General features: G+C 58.0%; 16 protein-coding genes, 2 tRNA genes and 1 rRNA gene. 13 read left to right on the top strand and 6 right to left on the bottom strand.

Features of this window, described 5'->3' with window-relative positions; genetic code table 11:
* Positions 1-11 precede the first annotated feature (11 nt).
* The 4 genes from rrf to C6Y32_RS14515 all read left to right on the top strand — a co-directional run bounded on the left by rrf (position 12) and on the right by C6Y32_RS14515 (position 2,278).
* Positions 12-128, top strand: a 5S ribosomal RNA gene (gene rrf / locus C6Y32_RS14530).
* Between the two features lie 114 nt (positions 129-242).
* A tRNA-Asn gene (locus tag C6Y32_RS14525) sits at positions 243-318 on the top strand.
* A gap of 315 nt (positions 319-633) precedes the next feature.
* Positions 634-1,341, top strand: coding sequence for an SWIM zinc finger family protein (locus C6Y32_RS14520; protein ID WP_243562799.1), 708 nt, complete (start codon positions 634-636; stop codon positions 1,339-1,341).
* Between the two features lie 574 nt (positions 1,342-1,915).
* Positions 1,916-2,278, top strand: coding sequence for a VOC family protein (locus C6Y32_RS14515; RefSeq protein ID WP_105205996.1), 363 nt, complete (start codon positions 1,916-1,918; stop codon positions 2,276-2,278).
* Positions 2,279-2,681: 403 nt separating this feature from the next.
* Here the strand turns inward: C6Y32_RS14515 and C6Y32_RS15790 are convergent, their stop codons facing one another.
* Positions 2,682-2,807 (bottom strand): hypothetical protein, encoded by a 126-nt coding sequence (locus C6Y32_RS15790; protein WP_279386216.1) that lies wholly within the window; start codon positions 2,805-2,807, stop codon positions 2,682-2,684.
* A 700-nt stretch (positions 2,808-3,507) separates the two neighbouring features.
* A complete protein-coding gene (locus C6Y32_RS14510) occupies positions 3,508-4,512 on the bottom strand; it encodes a peptidylprolyl isomerase (RefSeq protein ID WP_105205995.1) in 1,005 nt (334 codons plus the stop codon).
* Between the two features lie 374 nt (positions 4,513-4,886).
* Between C6Y32_RS14510 and C6Y32_RS14505 the strand changes: the two genes are divergently transcribed.
* The 5 genes from C6Y32_RS14505 (at position 4,887) to C6Y32_RS14485 (ending at position 9,324) form a co-directional block, all read left to right on the top strand.
* Positions 4,887-5,642: a hypothetical protein gene (locus C6Y32_RS14505; RefSeq protein WP_105205994.1), complete on the top strand. Its 756-nt coding sequence runs from the start codon at positions 4,887-4,889 to the stop codon at positions 5,640-5,642.
* A gap of 261 nt (positions 5,643-5,903) precedes the next feature.
* On the top strand, positions 5,904-6,488 hold the full coding sequence (lexA, locus tag C6Y32_RS14500; protein WP_105205993.1) for a transcriptional repressor LexA: 585 nt from the start codon (positions 5,904-5,906) through the stop codon (positions 6,486-6,488).
* Positions 6,489-6,672: 184 nt separating this feature from the next.
* Positions 6,673-8,493, top strand: a complete 1,821-nt coding sequence (typA, locus tag C6Y32_RS14495; RefSeq protein WP_105205992.1) for a translational GTPase TypA — start codon at positions 6,673-6,675, stop codon at positions 8,491-8,493.
* A 207-nt stretch (positions 8,494-8,700) separates the two neighbouring features.
* A complete protein-coding gene (locus C6Y32_RS14490) occupies positions 8,701-9,114 on the top strand; it encodes a bis(5'-nucleosyl)-tetraphosphatase (protein WP_105205991.1) in 414 nt (137 codons plus the stop codon).
* A gap of 133 nt (positions 9,115-9,247) precedes the next feature.
* Positions 9,248-9,324, top strand: a tRNA-Arg gene (locus C6Y32_RS14485).
* Positions 9,325-9,701: 377 nt separating this feature from the next.
* Here C6Y32_RS14485 and C6Y32_RS14480 read toward each other — a convergent pair.
* The 3 genes from C6Y32_RS14480 to rihB form a co-directional block, all read right to left on the bottom strand.
* The gene (locus tag C6Y32_RS14480; RefSeq protein WP_105205990.1) at positions 9,702-10,634 is read right to left on the bottom strand and encodes a ribokinase; all 933 of its coding nucleotides are present in this window, start codon (positions 10,632-10,634) and stop codon (positions 9,702-9,704) included.
* A 3-nt stretch (positions 10,635-10,637) separates the two neighbouring features.
* The gene (locus C6Y32_RS14475; RefSeq protein WP_105205989.1) at positions 10,638-11,468 is read right to left on the bottom strand and encodes a BtpA family protein; all 831 of its coding nucleotides are present in this window, start codon (positions 11,466-11,468) and stop codon (positions 10,638-10,640) included.
* Between the two features lie 368 nt (positions 11,469-11,836).
* Positions 11,837-12,769: a ribosylpyrimidine nucleosidase gene (rihB, locus tag C6Y32_RS14470; RefSeq protein WP_105205988.1), complete on the bottom strand. Its 933-nt coding sequence runs from the start codon at positions 12,767-12,769 to the stop codon at positions 11,837-11,839.
* 123 nt (positions 12,770-12,892) lie between these two features.
* Here rihB and yeiL point away from each other — a divergent pair, with 123 nt between their 5' ends.
* On the top strand, positions 12,893-13,573 hold the full coding sequence (yeiL, locus tag C6Y32_RS14465) for a transcriptional regulator YeiL (RefSeq protein WP_164998306.1): 681 nt from the start codon (positions 12,893-12,895) through the stop codon (positions 13,571-13,573).
* 259 nt (positions 13,574-13,832) lie between these two features.
* Here the strand turns inward: yeiL and C6Y32_RS14460 are convergent, their stop codons facing one another.
* Entirely contained in the window at positions 13,833-14,150 is a 318-nt protein-coding gene (locus C6Y32_RS14460) for a hypothetical protein (RefSeq protein ID WP_105205986.1), read from the bottom strand.
* Between the two features lie 260 nt (positions 14,151-14,410).
* Between C6Y32_RS14460 and C6Y32_RS14455 the strand changes: the two genes are divergently transcribed.
* The 3 genes from C6Y32_RS14455 to C6Y32_RS14445 are packed head-to-tail and all read left to right on the top strand — an operon-like array spanning position 14,411 to position 16,354.
* Positions 14,411-14,806 (top strand): GntR family transcriptional regulator, encoded by a 396-nt coding sequence (locus C6Y32_RS14455; RefSeq protein WP_105205985.1) that lies wholly within the window; start codon positions 14,411-14,413, stop codon positions 14,804-14,806.
* Positions 14,775-15,641, top strand: a complete 867-nt coding sequence (locus C6Y32_RS14450; RefSeq protein ID WP_105205984.1) for an ABC transporter ATP-binding protein — start codon at positions 14,775-14,777, stop codon at positions 15,639-15,641. Before C6Y32_RS14455 ends, C6Y32_RS14450 begins: the two co-directional genes overlap by 32 nt.
* Positions 15,638-16,354, top strand: coding sequence for a hypothetical protein (locus tag C6Y32_RS14445; protein ID WP_105205983.1), 717 nt, complete (start codon positions 15,638-15,640; stop codon positions 16,352-16,354). Before C6Y32_RS14450 ends, C6Y32_RS14445 begins: the two co-directional genes overlap by 4 nt.
* Positions 16,355-16,838: the final 484 nt, after the last annotated feature.

Raw genomic sequence — 16,838 nt, 5'->3', positions numbered from 1 at the left:
TCATATATAGAGTCGGTGTTGATGACGCATAGGATCCACCTGTTCCCATCCCGAACACAGAAGTTAAGCTATGTTGTGCCGAAGATACTTGGCGGGAAGCTGCCTGGAAAAATAGGTAGACGCCGACTTACATGAAATTTAAGGGAGTTTGCATAGAAACTCTTTTTTTAGAAAGAATACTTGCAAGCTGTCCAGTAGTTTGTACGTGTTCTTTTTTCTGTTCCGTGCAAACTTTTATATATTCCTCCTTAGCTCAGTCGGTAGAGCATGCGGCTGTTAACCGCAGGGTCGTTGGTTCGAGCCCAACAGGGGGAGCCAAAAATTCTCTTGCCCAAATGGGTGGGAGAATTTTTTACGTGACAAAAAGCAATTTTTATAAGAGCGCCGGGGTAGATGTACACGTAGTCGACCCCCGGCGCTCTTTTTTGCAATAGAAGTATATGGCGCGTTATGCCCCCACCACGGTATATATTTTGAGCCATAAATTTTTGATCAGGCATACAGTCCGTTATTATGAAACAACCGGTCAGTTTTACCGCAGAAATATCTGCTGATAAAAGAGCGGTGGTGTCTGCGTCTGTTGCGTCTGTACAGCTAAGCCAACGCGTACCACCGGTCAAGTCTGTGGTACAGGTGTATTTTCCAACAAAAAACAGGACACTGGGCTATTACAACGACTCCTTTGACCTGTACTGCGGTGATCTGGTATATGTAGATGGCAAGCTGGAAGGACTGTACGGCCGCGTTGTACAGGTCAGCTATCACTTTAAAATAAAGCTGTCAGATTACCGGCGCGTAGTCGCCGTAGCAGATACGGAGGTACACGGCACCATTTACTTGGCGGGTTCGCACCTGGTCACCTTTGCGCGCGAGACACTGCCCTACAGCAAGGTGCGCAGTTGGTTTAAAGCGCTTGAACAGGAAGAGACCTATGTAACTGGGCACGATAGCGAGACAATTTGCGACCTGGACCACCTGGATGACCTGCAGGTGAGCAGCGCGATCGCCGACCGCGGTTACACGTATTATTTGGAAGACCGGGTCAAGTATATCTGCCTAGACGGGCCATATGGCCGTGCACTGGTGCAGGGCAGCACGATGTATGAGGTGGAGTTTACCTGCCATGGCCGGGAGATCAGTGATCTGTTGTGCGACTGTTTTTGCAGCTATACCTGTAAGCACGAGCTGGCGGCCATGCTGCAGCTGCGCAATGCGTTGGTGTTCATCGAGAAGTATTATGTAGACCAGTACAATGCGGCCCACTACTTTGCCGCAATTGAAAAAGGACCCTTTTACACCTTGGCGGTCGACAGCAGAGAGAGCGGCAGCATGACGGTTTAGACCGGGCGTGGACAGCCGCCAGGCAGATGGACGCAGGGAGTCGGAAAGACCACTCGGTGATGGGAGAGACCGCAAATGGGGCGAAAAGTGGCAATAAGAAAAAGTGAGTGGACTATAGTGGTGGAGTGGGGTCCAGGCTGTATACAGTGCAAAAACCAACCCTCTGGGGATAGATGATTTGAAATACACAGGGCGAGATGGCCGCCTTAGCGCAGCAGCGGTGCTCCTGCCCCTATCTATCCCTCATGTGCCGCCGTTCGATAGGAAAGCAGCCGCCGAGCCTGCGGCCCGCTTGCTCTGTGCTGCACGATGCGCTATACTGTCCTCAACAGCACCTTTAAAGGCCACTACAGGGGAGCGCTGTTATAGGCCGTCTGCTCCCCGATACACCGCGTAGTCCCTCACCAGCTGTTTGCTTCGGCTGCCGGTATATTTGTAAAAAAGAGAGGTGCAGTAGAACACTGTACGGCGTGCAGAGAGATTTACCACTCTACAGCTTACCTGACCAGTCATCGCCTTACTGTATTTTACCTGCGCAAAATACGACCCACCCACAACTGTTAGGAGGAACGACATGTATCAGTCCAGCATTTGTTTTTTGCCCTGCCGCGACCTGACCCAGACCACCAGCTTTTACACCCAGACAGTGGGCCTTGAGGTAGCAGAGCAGATGCCGGGCTGTGTGATCTTTGATACCGGCCGGGGCTATTGGGGCTTTTGCGCATACGGCGATGACCGGCCCATGGCCACCGGGGTGGTGCTCTCGCTCAACTGTGCTGACAACGCCGCTGTCGACGCCGAATATCGCCGTCTGATGGCCGGTAATGCCGCTATCGTGCAAAACCCGCCGGCCATGCATGCAGTCTTTCCCGTCTACTCCTTTTTTATTACCGATCCCAACGGCTATCTGGTGGAATTTCAGAAGATACAAAAGTGAAAACACAGATATCGGTCCCACCGGCAACATCATATCGTAAAAAGGGTTGATAACCACAGATAGCGCGCTTATGGCTGCCACAGCGGTCGGTAAAATTTGGCCAGTAAAACAAGCAGTGTCGTAGTATAAATAGCCGCTACCACTTAAAATAGAGCGGTGTAAAAGCGATTTATATTTTTACCCAGTGGTGTTATCTGCCCGGACCCATCATGGCGATCATGTGTCCCCCCTACAATTAGGCCGGGCCGAATTTGTCGATCATGGAGCCGGACCGGCAAATGCTTAAAAAAACTTGTGTTCCGCTCGACTGGCAATAGCCGCCGCTCCCCCCTCGATATAGATGGCATAACGAGTGATACGCACACACAGGGTCTGGGGGGATCGGTCCATACTGTTTGGCCACTTATTTGTTGGAGAATACACTTACTACAGACTTGACCAGCGCGCATTGGCGTGGCTGTACAGGCGCAGACATCTCCTCTCTTTTATCAGCAGGTATTTCCGCGGCAAAACCGATCAGGTGTTTCATAGCTGCTGCCTCCTACATTTCTTTGCTGTGCGATAAAATGGACTGTATGCCTGATCAAACGCTTATGGCTTAAGATGTCTACCGTAGTGGGGGTATAACATGCTATATACTTCTATCACATAAAAAGAGCGCCGGGGTCGACTACCTGTAAACTACCCCGGCACTCTTTTATAAAATCTGCTTTTTAATAAAAAATTCTCCCCCATTTGGGCAAGAGAATGTTTTGGCTCCCCCTGTTGGGCTCGAACCAACGGCCCTGCGGCTAACAGCCGCTCCTCTTTGCCGCTGTCTGTACACCACATGCAAAATACCAGCGGCCTGAATATAAATCAATAGAAAGTCCCCAGTTATCGTATCCACACAAAATTGTATGGGCGGTACCAAAATAACGGCGTACAGCGCAGCAGTCCAGTCACTGCAACACTGCTCTTGCCGAATGCCGGACCTGCTGCCGCAGTCTTGAGAACCGCCGCATGTCGGTAGGTGTGTAGAACAGTGGGGCAGTATGTCGGTGGGATACCCGTTCCTGTTATGGCGCTGCACATCTGGCGGTCTTCTTCGGAGCAACCGCTGGCTGCCCGCTTTACAGGGCAAGCAGCGCATAGCTTCGTTGCTGCCATACCTTTCTGCTGACTTCTTCATCGTGAACGAAAAAAGAACCGCCCAGGCGGTTCTTTTTATTGCTGGTATTCCGTACGACCTATTTCACGGTGTCTACATCAATCAGATCGTAGTTTTTATCGTAGGTCACTTTATACCCATCCATCACCTTTTCGATCTGCTCGTATACCTTGGCGGTTTTATAGGTGCTGGTGTAGGTGCTCAAGTTTTCCTGAATGTAGGCGTCGTCCAGCGGCAGACGCTGAATGATGTGGTAGCCAAAACTCGACTCCACCACGCCGCTGACGCTGTTTTCCGGCAGGGCAAAGGCGGCCTCTTCAAACTCGGCGACCATCTCATTTTTGGTGAAGTAGTAGCCATCCGGGCTCTGGGTCATGCCCGGGTCCTCGCCGTAGGTGCTGATGAGACTGTCAAAATCCTCGCCGGCAGCTGCTTTCTGGGCCACCTCGTTTGCCACCTGCTCAGCATTCTCGGTAGCAGAGGTGATCAGCACATGCTTGGCGCGCACGTAATTGTCTTTGACATACTGGGTCACCACATCGTCGCCCATCGGTATCTCGCCACCGTCGCCGGTCAGCTTCTCGGTCAGCTTTTGCTGCAGCGTAGACATCTCGCCCATCGAGAGGTATACCTCTTCGGTCAGGTAATTCTGTGCCAGCGCCTCTTCAAAGGCCTCCTCGCTCTCGTAGTTCTCCTTGATCGAGGCCAGATTGTCGCTGATCGATTTGCGCTCGTCAGCGGTCAGGCTCACCCCTTTTTCCTTGGCCAGGTCCATCAGCGCATAGTTGGATTTGATGGTATCCTCCACATGGGTCCGCAGCAGCTCTTTCTTGTCGTCGGCGCCTTCCTGTTCCCACACCGAGTCGTCGCCGCCGTCCAGCTGGTATTTGGTGTTCAGGTAAAAGTAGCGGTATTCCTCCATCGACACGTTGTGGCTGCCCACCTTCATGACGACCGGCATGTTCACCGTCTGCTTACCGACTACCAGGTACGAATTTTTGACACAGCCGCTCAGCAGCGTCAGGGACAGCGCCCCCGTCAGGGCGATTGCCGCCAGTTTGCGTGTGAAAGTATGCTTGGCCATAAAACACTCCTATTTTTATATGCTGTTACAACATAGAATGGGCAGATACGTCTGCGCAGTATCTACTATTATAAACGATTTCTGTGTAAAACGTGTGAAAAAAAGTAAACTTTACGCCGAGTGGGGCAAAATTTTTACAGGGACCGGTCCGCAAAGTGGTTATACCATTGGCAAGTATTCCACAGCTGTGGAATATGTTGTGGAAAAACAGATGTTTACCACCAGATATGCAAATACTTGTAAAGGCAGCCGAGCAAAAGCAAACGATAGTTTGCACCTGGTACGAGTTTTTGGTATACTGAGATTACTTTTAAATATGTCATACACGGCTGGCGGCGATCTTTGCAGCGGCCATTTCGATGGGGGAGACGTCCATGCACAGCAAAACGGCACAAAAATGGTGGTCGGCACTGGCCACAGCCTGTATCCTGGCGGTGCTGTGCCTGCTCGCAGCCGCGGCTGCTGATGATGCACTGTACGCCTTTACCCACAACGGGCAAGACGTGGTGGTGCTGGGGCAGATCGACAAAATGAGCGGCGACACCGCCACCGTGCAGGTGCGGGAGCTGCTGCGCAGCAGCAAGTCCCAGCGCGGCGCATCGCCGTTGCACTCCGAGCAGGTGGCAGCCACCATTACCGTAAAGGGGCTGTCCGCATTTGCAGCGGGTGACCGGGTGCTGCTGTCTCTGCAAAAAAAGGGCGGCAGTTATCAGGTGGACATGGGCGCCTACCGCGCCAGCAGCACCGAGCTGCCGCTGCAGATCACCGAGCCAGACGGCGCGGCCAGCGCCCAGAGCGCCTGCCTCACCGTGTTTGCCAACTCCCGCGGGGCGCTGTGCGATTTTACACTGCAAGACGGCGGCGCCTTTCTAGAATACCGCGGCCAGCGCTATCAGGTATACAGCCCCGCGCAGGGCTTTTTAGATCCGCAGGTGCCCGGTACCCCGCAGCTGCAGCCCACCTATCCCGCCGCCGGCAGCAACTGGTTCACCCGGCTGCAGTCACCGGCCCTATTTGGGCTGTTGGGTCTGGGCGCGCTGGCAGTACTGTTTTTCTTTTGGCAGCTGCGGCGCCGCGCCCGCCGCCGTACCGTGCGGCTAAAAAACGGCGTGCATCAGCACGACGACTGACCACCACCCCACCCTCGGGCGCTCCGTTAAAAAAATACCGCCAACAGCAGCTGCTGTTGGCGGCATCAAAAGCCTGAGGGGTGCTTTTGAGGAGGATAGTGCAGCCCTAAAAACATTTGCGGCATTGTCTTTAGGCTTGCCTATATTATAGCAGTGTTATTTTTAGGGTTGTGAATGATGTGTAAATAAAAAGTGAAGAAACCTGCCTGATTTTTTGAACTTTAAAAAGCGGGCAGAAACAGATACAGAGAGGACTGCAAGATGGAAAAAGTAGAGCAGAACAAACAGCGGCTGCTGGCCTTTTTGCGCCAGCGCATCGGTCAGGGCATCCCGCCTTCGGTGCGCGAGATCTGCACCGAGATGGGCTTTAAATCCACCTGCACCGCCCACAAATACCTCAAGATGCTCGAGACCGAGGGCCAGGTGGAGATCCTGCGCGGCTCCAACCGCGGCATTCGCCTGCGCGATTTTGGCACCAGCCAGGTGCCGCTGGTGGGCACGGTGGCCGCCGGTACCCCCATACTGGCCCAGCAGAATGTCGAGGGCTATATCGTCACCGACGACCTGCACACCACCGAAGGGGTGTTTGCCCTGCGCGTCAAGGGCGAGAGCATGATCAACGCCGGCATCCTCGACGGCGACATCATCTTGGTGCGCCAGACCCCCGCCGCCGAAAACGGCGAGATCGTGGTGGCCCTTATCGAAGACGAGGCGACGGTCAAGACCTTTTATGTAGAGCGCGACGGCCGGGTGCGGCTGCAGCCCGAAAACGACAGCATGTCCCCCATCTACCCCGAGACGGTGGCCATTTTGGGCAAAGTGGTGCGGCTGATCCGCGACTTCTGACAGGCCGGTACATAGGTGTCCTCCCGCGGGGCGGCAGAGCCGCTGCCCGCGCCGTTAGATACAGCTATATTGTCTAAAAAACTGCACTGTGTTTTGTAAAAAATTTTGCTTTATCGGCGCGGATGTAGTATAATAACAAAGTTAAAGCAGCGGACGTTTCATCACAGCTAGGAGGAGTACCAGCTTGATTAGAGAAGACTTACGAAATATAGCGATCATCGCCCACGTCGACCACGGCAAGACCACTCTGGTAGACGAGATGCTCAAACAGGGCGGTATATTCCGCGAGGGCCAAGTCGTGCAGGACCGCGTCATGGATTCCGGCGACCTCGAGCGCGAGCGCGGCATCACCATACTGTCTAAAAACACCTCAGTGGTGTATAACGGCGTCAAGATCAACATCATCGACACCCCGGGCCATGCCGATTTTGGCGGCGAGGTCGAGCGGGTGCTGCAGATGGTCGACGGTGTGCTGCTGCTGGTCGACGCCTTCGAGGGCCCCATGCCCCAGACCCGTTTCGTGCTGGAAAAGGCGCTGGCGCTGGGCCATAAGGTCATCGTGGTGGTCAACAAGATCGACCGCCCCGACGCCCGCCCATCCGAGATAGAGGACGAGGTCTTAGAACTGCTGCTGGAGCTCGACGCCAACGAGGAGCAGCTCGACAGCACTTTTGTCTACTGCTCTGGCCGCGACGGCACCGCCTCGCTGGATTACAGCCAGGCCGGCACCGACCTCACCCCGCTGTTCGAGCAGATCCTGAAAGACGTCCCCGCCCCCGAGGGCGACCCCGAGGCCCCCACCCAGGCGCTGGTCTCCACCATCGACTACAACGAGTATGTGGGCCGTATCGCCATCGGCCGGGTAAAGCGCGGCACGCTGCGCCAGGGCCAAGACGTGATGGTCTGCAACTACCACGGCGACAAAGAGCCCAAAAAGGGCCGCATCGTCAATCTGTACCAGATCTCGGGCCTCCAGCGCGAGGCGGTGGATGAGGCCCAGGTGGGCGATATCGTCTGTTTCTCCGGCATCGAGGACATCTCGATCGGCGACACCATCTGCCAGCCCGACGCCGTCGAGGCGCTGCCGTTCGTCAAGATCTCCGAGCCCACCGTCGAGATGACCTTCTCGGTCAACAACGGCCCCTTTGCCGGCCGTGAGGGCAAGTTCGTCACCTCTCGCCAGATCAGGTCCCGGCTGTACAAGGAGCTGCTCAAAGACGTGTCGCTGCGGGTATCCGACACCGACACCACCGAGAGCTTCAACGTGGCCGGCCGCGGCGAGATGCACCTGTCCATCCTCATCGAGACCATGCGCCGCGAGGGTTACGAGCTGCAAGTCAGCCCGCCCCGCGTGCTGTACCACGAGGAGAACGGCAAGCGCATGGAGCCCGTGGAGCGGGTGTCCATCGACGTGCCGGAGGAATGCGTGGGCAGCGTGATGGAGAAGCTGGGCTACCGCAAGGGCCAGCTTCTCGAGATGAGCCCCGCCGGCAGCCGCATGAAGCTGGAGTTCCTCATCCCCTCCCGCGGTCTGTTCGGCTACCGCAGCGAGTTCTTGACCGATACCAAAGGTGAAGGCATCCTCAACACCATCTTCGAGGGCTACGAGGAGTATAAAGGCGATATCCCCATCCGCCAGACGGGCAGTCTGGTGGCCTACGAGGCCGGTACGGCGGTGACCTACGGCCTGTATAACGCCCAGGAGCGCGGCACCCTGTTCATCCCCGCCCAGACCGAGGTATATGAGGGGATGATCGTGGGCAGCACCCCCAAAGACGAGGACATCGTGGTCAACGTCTGCAAGAAAAAGCAGATGACCAACACCCGCGCCTCCGGCAGCGACGACGCGCTGCGCCTTACCCCGCCCAACATCATGAGTCTGGAAGAGGCGCTGGAGTTTATCGGCGACGACGAGCTGGTGGAGGTCACCCCCAAATCCATCCGCCTGCGCAAAAAGATCCTCTCTAACTCCCTGCGCGCCAAGACCCAGCACAAAAAGAGCTAGAGCCCGCCCGCACGGCGAGCAACGACATAAAAGGCCGACAGCACGCGGTTGCTGTCGGCCTTTTTAGCAGCCGCCGGGTCGGCCGTCTGGTTTTAAGGGCGGCGCTGTGGTATAATAACTCTACTGAGAGCGTTTAAAGAGGTGCCGGGCCGCCGCCCACCCTGCGGCAGCCAGCGGCCCGGGCACTACAGTACGGAGGGATAGCGGATGAGAAAAGAAAAATCCTGCGGGGGCGTCGTTTTCAAGCGCGAGCCCCGCAACCTGCAATTTTTGCTGATAAAGCACCGCAAAGGCGGGCATTGGGCGTTTCCCAAAGGCCATGTAGAGGCGGGGGAGACCGAGGAGCAGACCGCCAAGCGCGAGATCTGGGAGGAGACCGGCGTACACGTGCACATGCTGGAGGGCTTTCGCGAGATGGTCTCTTATAAAATAGGGCGCGACGTGAAAAAAGACGTGGTGTATTTCCTCTGCGAGATCGACGGCGACGACCCGGTGCGCATCCAGGAGGAAGAGATCATCGAAGCCTCTTTTTTTACTCCCGGTCAGGTCATGAAACGGCTCACCTATCAAAATGATAAGAACACCTTCCAAAAGGCACTGGAGATGGTCAAGAGCCGATAGCGCTACCTGAAAGCGTACGCCGATACCGGTCTCCGGGCACCATAAATGTGTACCGCCCAGCCGCACCAAAAAAAGTGGGGATTTTACTTGACAAACCCCGGGCTGCGATGTATTATAGATAGGCACCGTAGTTGCGCCAGTAGCTCAGCTGGATAGAGTGTCTGACTACGAATCAGAAGGTCAGGGGTTCGAGTCCCTTCTGGCGCACCAAAGCAAGCAGGAACATTTTGTTTCTGCTTGCTTTATTTTTTGTCCTGATACAGGCAGCAAATATCTGCCCTGCATTGCACCCGCCTTGCCAAATGCCCCGATAGACAAAACGGCAGGAGCAGGCGCCACCGCGCCACCTGGCTTTAACTCCTCGTTCTGCTGCCCTGTATCAGTTATCTTAGATGGGTACTGGTGGCCGCCGATACCGCTCGCCGCGGCCAGTCGGCATACGGCTCGCTGCCACCTGCCGATCTGCTGCCACGCCCCTTGCAAGCACAAAAACGGCGGTTACGTTTCGCCCGTCGTGCCCAGCGCCGGAGGCCATCCGCTTTCAGCATCCCCCAGGAGCAATAAAAAGAGGCACAAAGTGCCTCTTTTTATTGCTCCTGCAGCGCTCTCAGCACATCCTCCCGCCGGGGTATCGAGGTCTGTGCCCCCATTTTGGTGGTGCTCAGTGCCGCGGCCGCCACCGCCATTCGCAGCGCCTGCAGCAGGTCGCCGTGCTGGGTGAGCTCGCCGCAGAAGGCGCCGATAAACACATCGCCGGCGCCGGTGCTGTCGATAGCTGATACCGCCGGGGCCGGCAAATGCACCGGCTGCCCATCCACCCAGGCCAGTATGCCCTGTGCGCCCAACGACACGATGGGCCGGGCAAAGCCAGCTTGCCGCAGCACCTCGCCGGCCCGGCGCGCCGTATCCGGGTCGCAGACTTCTATACCGGTCAGGGCGCTGGCCTCGGTCTCGTTGGGCTTAACAAATTCCACCATGGGCGGTATGTCGGCTGGAAACTCCGACAGTGGGATGGCCAGCGGGTCCAGCATTACCCGCATCCCCTGCCGGTGCGCCATGCGGATCGCCGCATACACCGTCTCCCGCTCAAATTCCATAGTCAGGGCCAGCAGGTCGCCGGGCACGAACAGCTGTCGGCTGTTTTCAATGTCCTGGGGCGTCAGCCGCAGCGTGGCCGCCGGGTCAAACACCACGTAGTTGTTGCCCTGCTTATCCACCAGCACGATGGCCATGCCCACCGTAGTGTCCGGGTCCACGATCATCCCCGCCATATCCACCTGCTCCCGGCGCAGATAACCGTCCATCTCGCGGCTGGTGGCGTCGGTGCCGATGCGGCCGATAAAGCGCACCTGTCCGCCAAATCGGGCGGCGGTAATGGCCTGATTGCTGCCCTTACCGCCGGGAAAGCGGTGGAAGTTGTCGGTCATCAGCGACTGGCCCACGGTGGGCAGCCGGTCCACATACATGGTGTGGTCCATCACGATGCTGCCCATCTCCAAAATGCCCTGTTTTGCCGCCAAAGCCTACAGCTCCTCTCTCAAAAGTTCCACCTGCTCCATAAAGGCACGGGTGCGCTGGTACTCCACCGGGTTTTTCCAGTTGTTGTCGGTCTTGAACCAACTGCCCACAATGGCCCCATCGGCTACCGAAAGCAGCTCACGGGCATTCTGGGTGGTGGTGCCGCTGCCCAGCAGCACCGGCAGATGCACGTGCCCCTTACAGGCCCGCACCTTGTCTGCGGTGGGGGCTTTGCCGGTCTCGAACCCGGTGACGATGAGCACCTCCGCCCCTTCGTCCTCGTTGTCTTTGGCCTGGTCCATCACCGTGCGGTCGTGTATCATGTAGTGGCTGCCGTGCTTTACGTTTACGTCGCAGAAAAATTTTACCTCTTTGGCCTGCAGCTGCACCCGCATGCGGGCCAGCCGGGCGCCGATCCCCTCGGTGATGCCGGCGTGCGACACATAGGCGTTTACGAACTCAAACACCCGTATCCACTTGGCGCCGCAGGCCACCGCCGCCGCCAGCGACGATGCGCCGCCGTTTAAATGGCAGTTGAGCCCCACCGGAATGTCCACCGCCTCAATGACTTTGCGCGCCGCCACCGCCAGCGCGGTAGAGGTCTCGTGGCCGATCTGCTGGTCTTTCAGGTAGGGGTAGTCCCAGATGTTCTCCACCTGCAGGCCGTCCACCCCGGCGCTCTGCAAGATCTTGGCCTCCTCCACCGCCGTGGCGATGATCTGGTCCATGCCCATGCTGGCCGGGTCATACAGCGGCGAACCGGGCAGCGGCCGCAGATGGATCATGCCGATAATGGGCTTTTGATGGGTAAAGATGCTGTCTAAAACACTGTTCATAGCTGTGCGCTCCTTATGGTCGTGGCGCGTGCCGCGCCGCCGTGGCCGCCGGTCAGGCACGCGCGGCAGGCCACTGTCTTACAGGTTATGCACATCATAACACACCGCTGTCGGTCATTCTATCCGCAAAGTGGTGCAAAAAAAGCGGCTGCATTGCCCATAGTACACAAATGCACGCTTTACCGGCTGTCGGGTCCCGCCCCACTGCTGCCGCGCCCGCATACCAGCTGGGGGTCCACCTGGCCCTTTAAGGCCGGTGAGTCACCGCCCCACCGCCGCCCGTACAAAAAGGAGCCGCCGAGCATTGCCCGGCGGTTCCTTTTTAAAAAAATGACAGCAGCTGATGTGCGCTCATAGCGGCGCAGCTATCAGGCAAATTTCGAGATGGCCCCCTCCACCATGTCCCAAAATTTGTCCAGGTCCAGCGTGATGCCCACCTTGCTGTTGGGCGTCTTGCCCATATAGCCCGACCAGTCGCACACGGTGCGCCCGTAGCTGGGGCCGTGTTCCAGGTCTATCTCGGTGTACATGTCCCGCATGGTAAACAGCTCCGGTGCGATCAGGTAGGCCACACAGGTCACATCGTGCATCGGGCCGGCATCCAGGCCAAAGCACTCGTGGGCGGTCTTGAGTGTAAAGCGCATAATGTCGCCGAACAGGTGGGCGGCCCGGTTGTCCAGCCGCTCCATGCGCTCGATGATGTCGGGGGTGCACACCGTCTGGTTGGTCAGGTCCAGCCCCATCATCACAATGGGCGCGCCCGAGCGAAATACCACGTCGGCCGCCTCCGGGTCGGCATACAGGTTGAACTCGGCCGCCGGGGTGATGTTGCCTAGCCCGTAGGCGCCGCCCATCAGCACGATCTCCCGGATCTTGGGGATGATGCGCGGCTCCATACGCATGGCCACGGCAATGTTGGTCAGCGGCCCCACCGGCACCAGCGTAATGTCTCCGTCCGAGGCCATCAGCGTGCGGATGATGTAGTTGACGGCGTTCTCCTCCTCCGCCTGGCGCTGCAGCGGCTCAAACACGGGGCCGTCCAGGCCGCTCTCGCCGTGGATCATATCGGCCACCACCTGTTTTCGCACCAGCGGCAGCGGCATGCCCCCGTACACCGGCACATCGATATCCAGGTACTGGCACACGTGCAGCGCGTTGGGCAGCGTCTTGTCCAAAGTCTGGTTGCCCGCCACCACAGTGATGGCCATCAGGTCGATGGCCGGGTGGCTGGCTGCCAACAAAATGGCGATCGCGTCGTCGTGGCCCGGGTCACAGTCCAAAATGATCTTGCGTTTTTCCATAGTGATCTCCTTTTTGTCATGCGGCGTGAACACCGCGCTCTTCCATTGACTTTATTGTACGTTTTGCCGTATGCTGCAGATAGGAGAAATCTCCGAGTTTTGGCAAAAAGGGGGCCGATTTATTTGAAAGAGGTATTTGATGAGCCGCTGCGGCAGCGATTTATCGATCGCTCCGGCTTTGGCGACTATTTCTCCTTCCCGGTGGCGGAGGTGGTGCGGCTGTATCGCGCCGCGCGGGGAGCGCACATCCTGCGTGAGGGAAACCCGGTCGACCGGCTGATCTATCTGGTCTCCGGCCGCGCCCGCCTGTCCGAGAGCCTGCCCAACGGCAAATCGGTGCTGCTGGACTTTCCGCAGGCCACCTGCTTTTTCGGCGAGCTGGAGCTGCTCGGCGTCCCGGGCGAGACGCTGGGTATTCGCGCCCTGACCAACTGCTGGCTGCTGGTGCTGCCCTTCGATACCTGCCGTCACGCGCTGTTAAACGATGTCAAGTTCCTCCGCTTTCTCGGCACCTACCTGGGCGAAAAGAGCCGGCGCATGGAGCGCACCATCGTGCGCACCCACGGCTATCCGCTGGCCAACCGGCTGGCCGAGTTTTTGCTCACCGCCGCCTGCGGCGACCAGTACCGCGAGCGCAACGTCGACGCGGCGGAGTACCTGGGGGTCTCTTACCGCCACCTGCAGCAGACGCTCAGCGACTTCGTTTGCCGCGGCTATCTCGAAAAGCAGGGTCACAGCTATACCCTGCGCGATGTCGCGGCCCTGCGGCAGCTGGCCAATGCCATGCAGCAGGGCCGGCCCTGACACATGTCCGGCCGGCTGTCTCAGCCCCCTCTGACCATTCGCTTCCTCTGTGCCCGCCGGGCGCGTCAAATACATGCACAGCATGTCTACGGCTATAAAAAAAGACACCCCTGGGGGTGTCTTTTTTTGCTGTGCCGACCACAGCAGAAGGAGCATATAGCCCGTCTGGCCACTGTGTGTGGGGGTGTGGCCGGGCGAGCCCAAAACAGCGCGGACAGCACCCGCCGCCCGCGCAGAGGCCAGTCATCATACAGGTCGGTCAATGCCGGCTCGCCGGCGGCTGTGCCGCCCGGTCCAGCTCGCGCGAGAGGTAGCCCACCAGCAGCTCTTTTATCTGCGCCGCCGTAGCGGACAGGGGCGCCTGCTTGCCGGCAAAGTAGTGCAGGGCGTCGCGCCAGTCGGCCGGCGCGTACTGCGCCGGTAAGATCCCGTCCAGCGCACACAGCAAAAGCGGGTAGACAGTCAGGGCCCGCAGATCCGACAGGTAGGGCAGCTTTACCGCCGCCGCCAAGTCCTCCAAAAGGTGCAGGGTCTGGTCGCCGGTGGGGGGCAGGTCGCAGTCGTTGATGGGTCGCATAGAGATCCTCCTCTTTTTGCCGTCTACAGGTGGGGGGCGGGGATAAGAGCGGGGGGAGCACGGCGCTCTTATCCCCGCCCGGCCGCAGGGGCACTGCCGCCCCCCAGGCCCCCTAAAAGAGCTCCCCTATATAATAAGTGTCACCGGGCGCAGTTTTGGGTCTAAAATATTTTCCTTGACAGCAGTTCCCGGCCGTGGTATAGTTTAGTCAGTTAGTTACATGAGTAACAAACCATCAAACCAGAAAGGCGGCGTGCGGATTGCAGATCGATACCAGCGGTGACCGGCCCATCTTTTTGCAGATAGCCGATCAAATAGAAGACGCCGTGTTCACCGGTGTGTTCCCCGAGGGGCAGCAGGTGCCATCCACGACCGAAATATCGGCCCAGTGGCAGATAAACCCCCACACCGTGCTCAAGGGGATGAACCTGCTCGTCGAGCAGGAGATCTTATTTAAAAAGAGGGGTCTGGGCATGTTTGTAAAAGAAGGCGCCTGCGCGCGTATACGGGCCAAGCGGCAACAGAGTTTTTTCGACCGCTACGTGGCCAGCTTGGTGGCCGAGGCCAAAAAACTCGACCTGACTCGCGAGCAGGTCGTGGCACTGATAGAAAGGGGTTATACCGATGACCGGGATACAGATACAGGAGCTGACTAAGCGATTTGGCGACAACGTGGCGCTGCAAAACGTCTCGCTCACCTTCCAGCCGGGCAAGATCTACGGCCTGCTGGGGCGTAACGGGGCGGGCAAATCCACCCTGCTGGGCATCGCCGCCAACCGGCTGTTTGCCGACAGCGGTCAGGTGCTCATCGACGGCGAGCCCGCCTGTGAAAACGACCGCGCCCAAAAAAAGCTCTACATGATGAGCGAAAAAAACCTCTACCCCAAAGACATGCGGGTGCGCGATGTCTTTCGCTGGAGCGAGCGGTTCTACGGCAGCTTTGACCGCCAACAGGCGCAGGTGTTGGCCCAGCAGTTCGGCCTCAACATCAAAAAGCGGGTCAAAGAGCTGTCCACCGGCTACACCTCCATCTTCAAGCTCATCGTGGCGCTGTGTCTGGATGTGCCCTACCTGTTTTTAGACGAGCCGGTGCTGGGCCTCGACGCCAATCACCGCGAGATGTTTTATCACCTCCTGCTCAAAAACTACGCCGACGAGCCCCGCACCATCATCATCGCCACCCACCTTATCGAGGAGGTGGCCAACCTCATCGAGGAGATCGCCATCATCGACGAGGGCCGTCTGCTCATGAGCCAGTCGGTGCAGTCGCTGCTCGATAGCGGCTACTGTGTATCCGGTAAGGCCGGCGATGTCGACGCCTATGCCGCCGGCAAAAAGGTCATCGGCGAAGATGTGCTCGGCGGGCTCAAAACAGCCTATATTCTGGGCAGCTGCGACCGGCAGGCGCTCTGCGACAGCGGTCTCGAGCTCTCTAAACTCAACCTGCAAAAGCTCTTTGTCGAGCTCACCAAAAAGGAGGGGGAACAGTGAACCTAAAAGCATCTATCGGCTACCAGCTGCGCTCCAGCGGCAAGGCGCTGGCCATTTTTTACGGGGTCATCTACGCGATCATCGCCGTGGCCGCCATCGTCGCCGTCTCCACCGACGGGCAGCTCGGCGTAGCGGGGCTCGAGACCAGCACCGCTGTCTTTATGGGCTTTTTGGGGGTCTTTACCTTCTCCGAAGACTTTCGTTTTCTCATCCAAAACGGCTACTCCCGCAAATCGATGCTGCGCAGCTTTCTCTGCCAGTTCGCGGTGGTGTCGCTGCTGGCGGCGGCGATAGATGTGCTCAACAGCCGCCTGCTGTTGCCGCTTTGGGGCTACCGCAGCACCTTTACCCAGCTCTACGGCCAAAGCCAGCTGCCCGGCCTTATCTGGCAGCTCCTGTGGGGCTGTAGTCTCTACTTTGCCATCGCCACCATCACCTACTTCATGGCCGCGCTGTACCAGCGCCTGGGCCGCCTGCAGCGGCTGCTGTTTATGCTCATCCTGCCGCTGGCGGTGCTGGTGCTGTTTCCGGTACTCGACTTTCAGCTGTTGGGCGGCACCGCGACCCGGTGGTTGCTAAAGGTGCTGTCGCAGGCCTTGGGCTTTGCAGAGGGCGGCCTGCAAATGGGCCTGCCGGTGCTCTTCTTCCTGGCCATCAGCGCCGTGTTTTCCGTTTTTTCCTACCTGGCCACCCGCCGCGCCAGCGTCAGCTGAGCGGCCTCTGCACGGCCAGTGTTCATGCCAGAGCCGGGGCGCCCGCAGCGGCGCCCCGGCTCTTTTCTGTTTTGCTGCCGGAATTGGCGTGGTCTTTGCCCCGGCCTGGGGCGCGCTGCGGCGGTCGTGGGGGGGTGGGGGGGTGGGGGCGTGTCGATGCAGTGATGAGTGATGCCGCGGTGCGCGGCCGCCGCTTTGCCCCTGTATATGGGCTGCCCAGCAGCCGCTGTTGCGCCCAATTTTTGCCCCGGTCGGGCAGCTGTCAAAACAGCTGCCCTTTTTTTGTGCAAACTTTTTGGTCTCGGCCCACATTTCTAGCGGACCCGTTAAATTTGTTTTGGCGTGAACTCTAAAAAATGAATGCAAATACTATACATAGTGCTAAAAATGAACAGCAATTTAAAATGCCTTTTATGCTTATTGACTTTAAAATGCATTTCTAGTAAAGTAAAATTACGCAAAACAACTGGCGGGCGGCAGGCGC

This window comes from Neobittarella massiliensis (ex Bilen et al. 2018) (assembly GCF_900289145.1).
Lineage (GTDB): Bacteria > Bacillota > Clostridia > Oscillospirales > Ruminococcaceae > Neobittarella > Neobittarella massiliensis.
This window is presented reverse-complemented; position numbering and strand designations above follow the sequence as displayed.

Bases quoted from the DNA above. Each gene is read 5' to 3' on its own strand.
- C6Y32_RS14515 (WP_105205996.1), top strand. From the start codon at position 1,916: ATGTATCAGTCCAGCATTTGTTTTTTGCCCTGCCGCGACCTGACCCAG.
- C6Y32_RS15790 (WP_279386216.1), bottom strand. From the start codon at position 2,807: ATGAAACACCTGATCGGTTTTGCCGCGGAAATACCTGCTGATAAAAGA.
- C6Y32_RS14510 (WP_105205995.1), bottom strand. From the start codon at position 4,512: ATGGCCAAGCATACTTTCACACGCAAACTGGCGGCAATCGCCCTGACG.
- C6Y32_RS14505 (WP_105205994.1), top strand. From the start codon at position 4,887: ATGCACAGCAAAACGGCACAAAAATGGTGGTCGGCACTGGCCACAGCC.
- lexA (WP_105205993.1), top strand. From the start codon at position 5,904: ATGGAAAAAGTAGAGCAGAACAAACAGCGGCTGCTGGCCTTTTTGCGC.
- C6Y32_RS14490 (WP_105205991.1), top strand. From the start codon at position 8,701: ATGAGAAAAGAAAAATCCTGCGGGGGCGTCGTTTTCAAGCGCGAGCCC.
- C6Y32_RS14475 (WP_105205989.1), bottom strand. From the start codon at position 11,468: ATGAACAGTGTTTTAGACAGCATCTTTACCCATCAAAAGCCCATTATC.
- rihB (WP_105205988.1), bottom strand. From the start codon at position 12,769: ATGGAAAAACGCAAGATCATTTTGGACTGTGACCCGGGCCACGACGAC.
- C6Y32_RS14460 (WP_105205986.1), bottom strand. From the start codon at position 14,150: ATGCGACCCATCAACGACTGCGACCTGCCCCCCACCGGCGACCAGACC.
- C6Y32_RS14450 (WP_105205984.1), top strand. From the start codon at position 14,775: ATGACCGGGATACAGATACAGGAGCTGACTAAGCGATTTGGCGACAAC.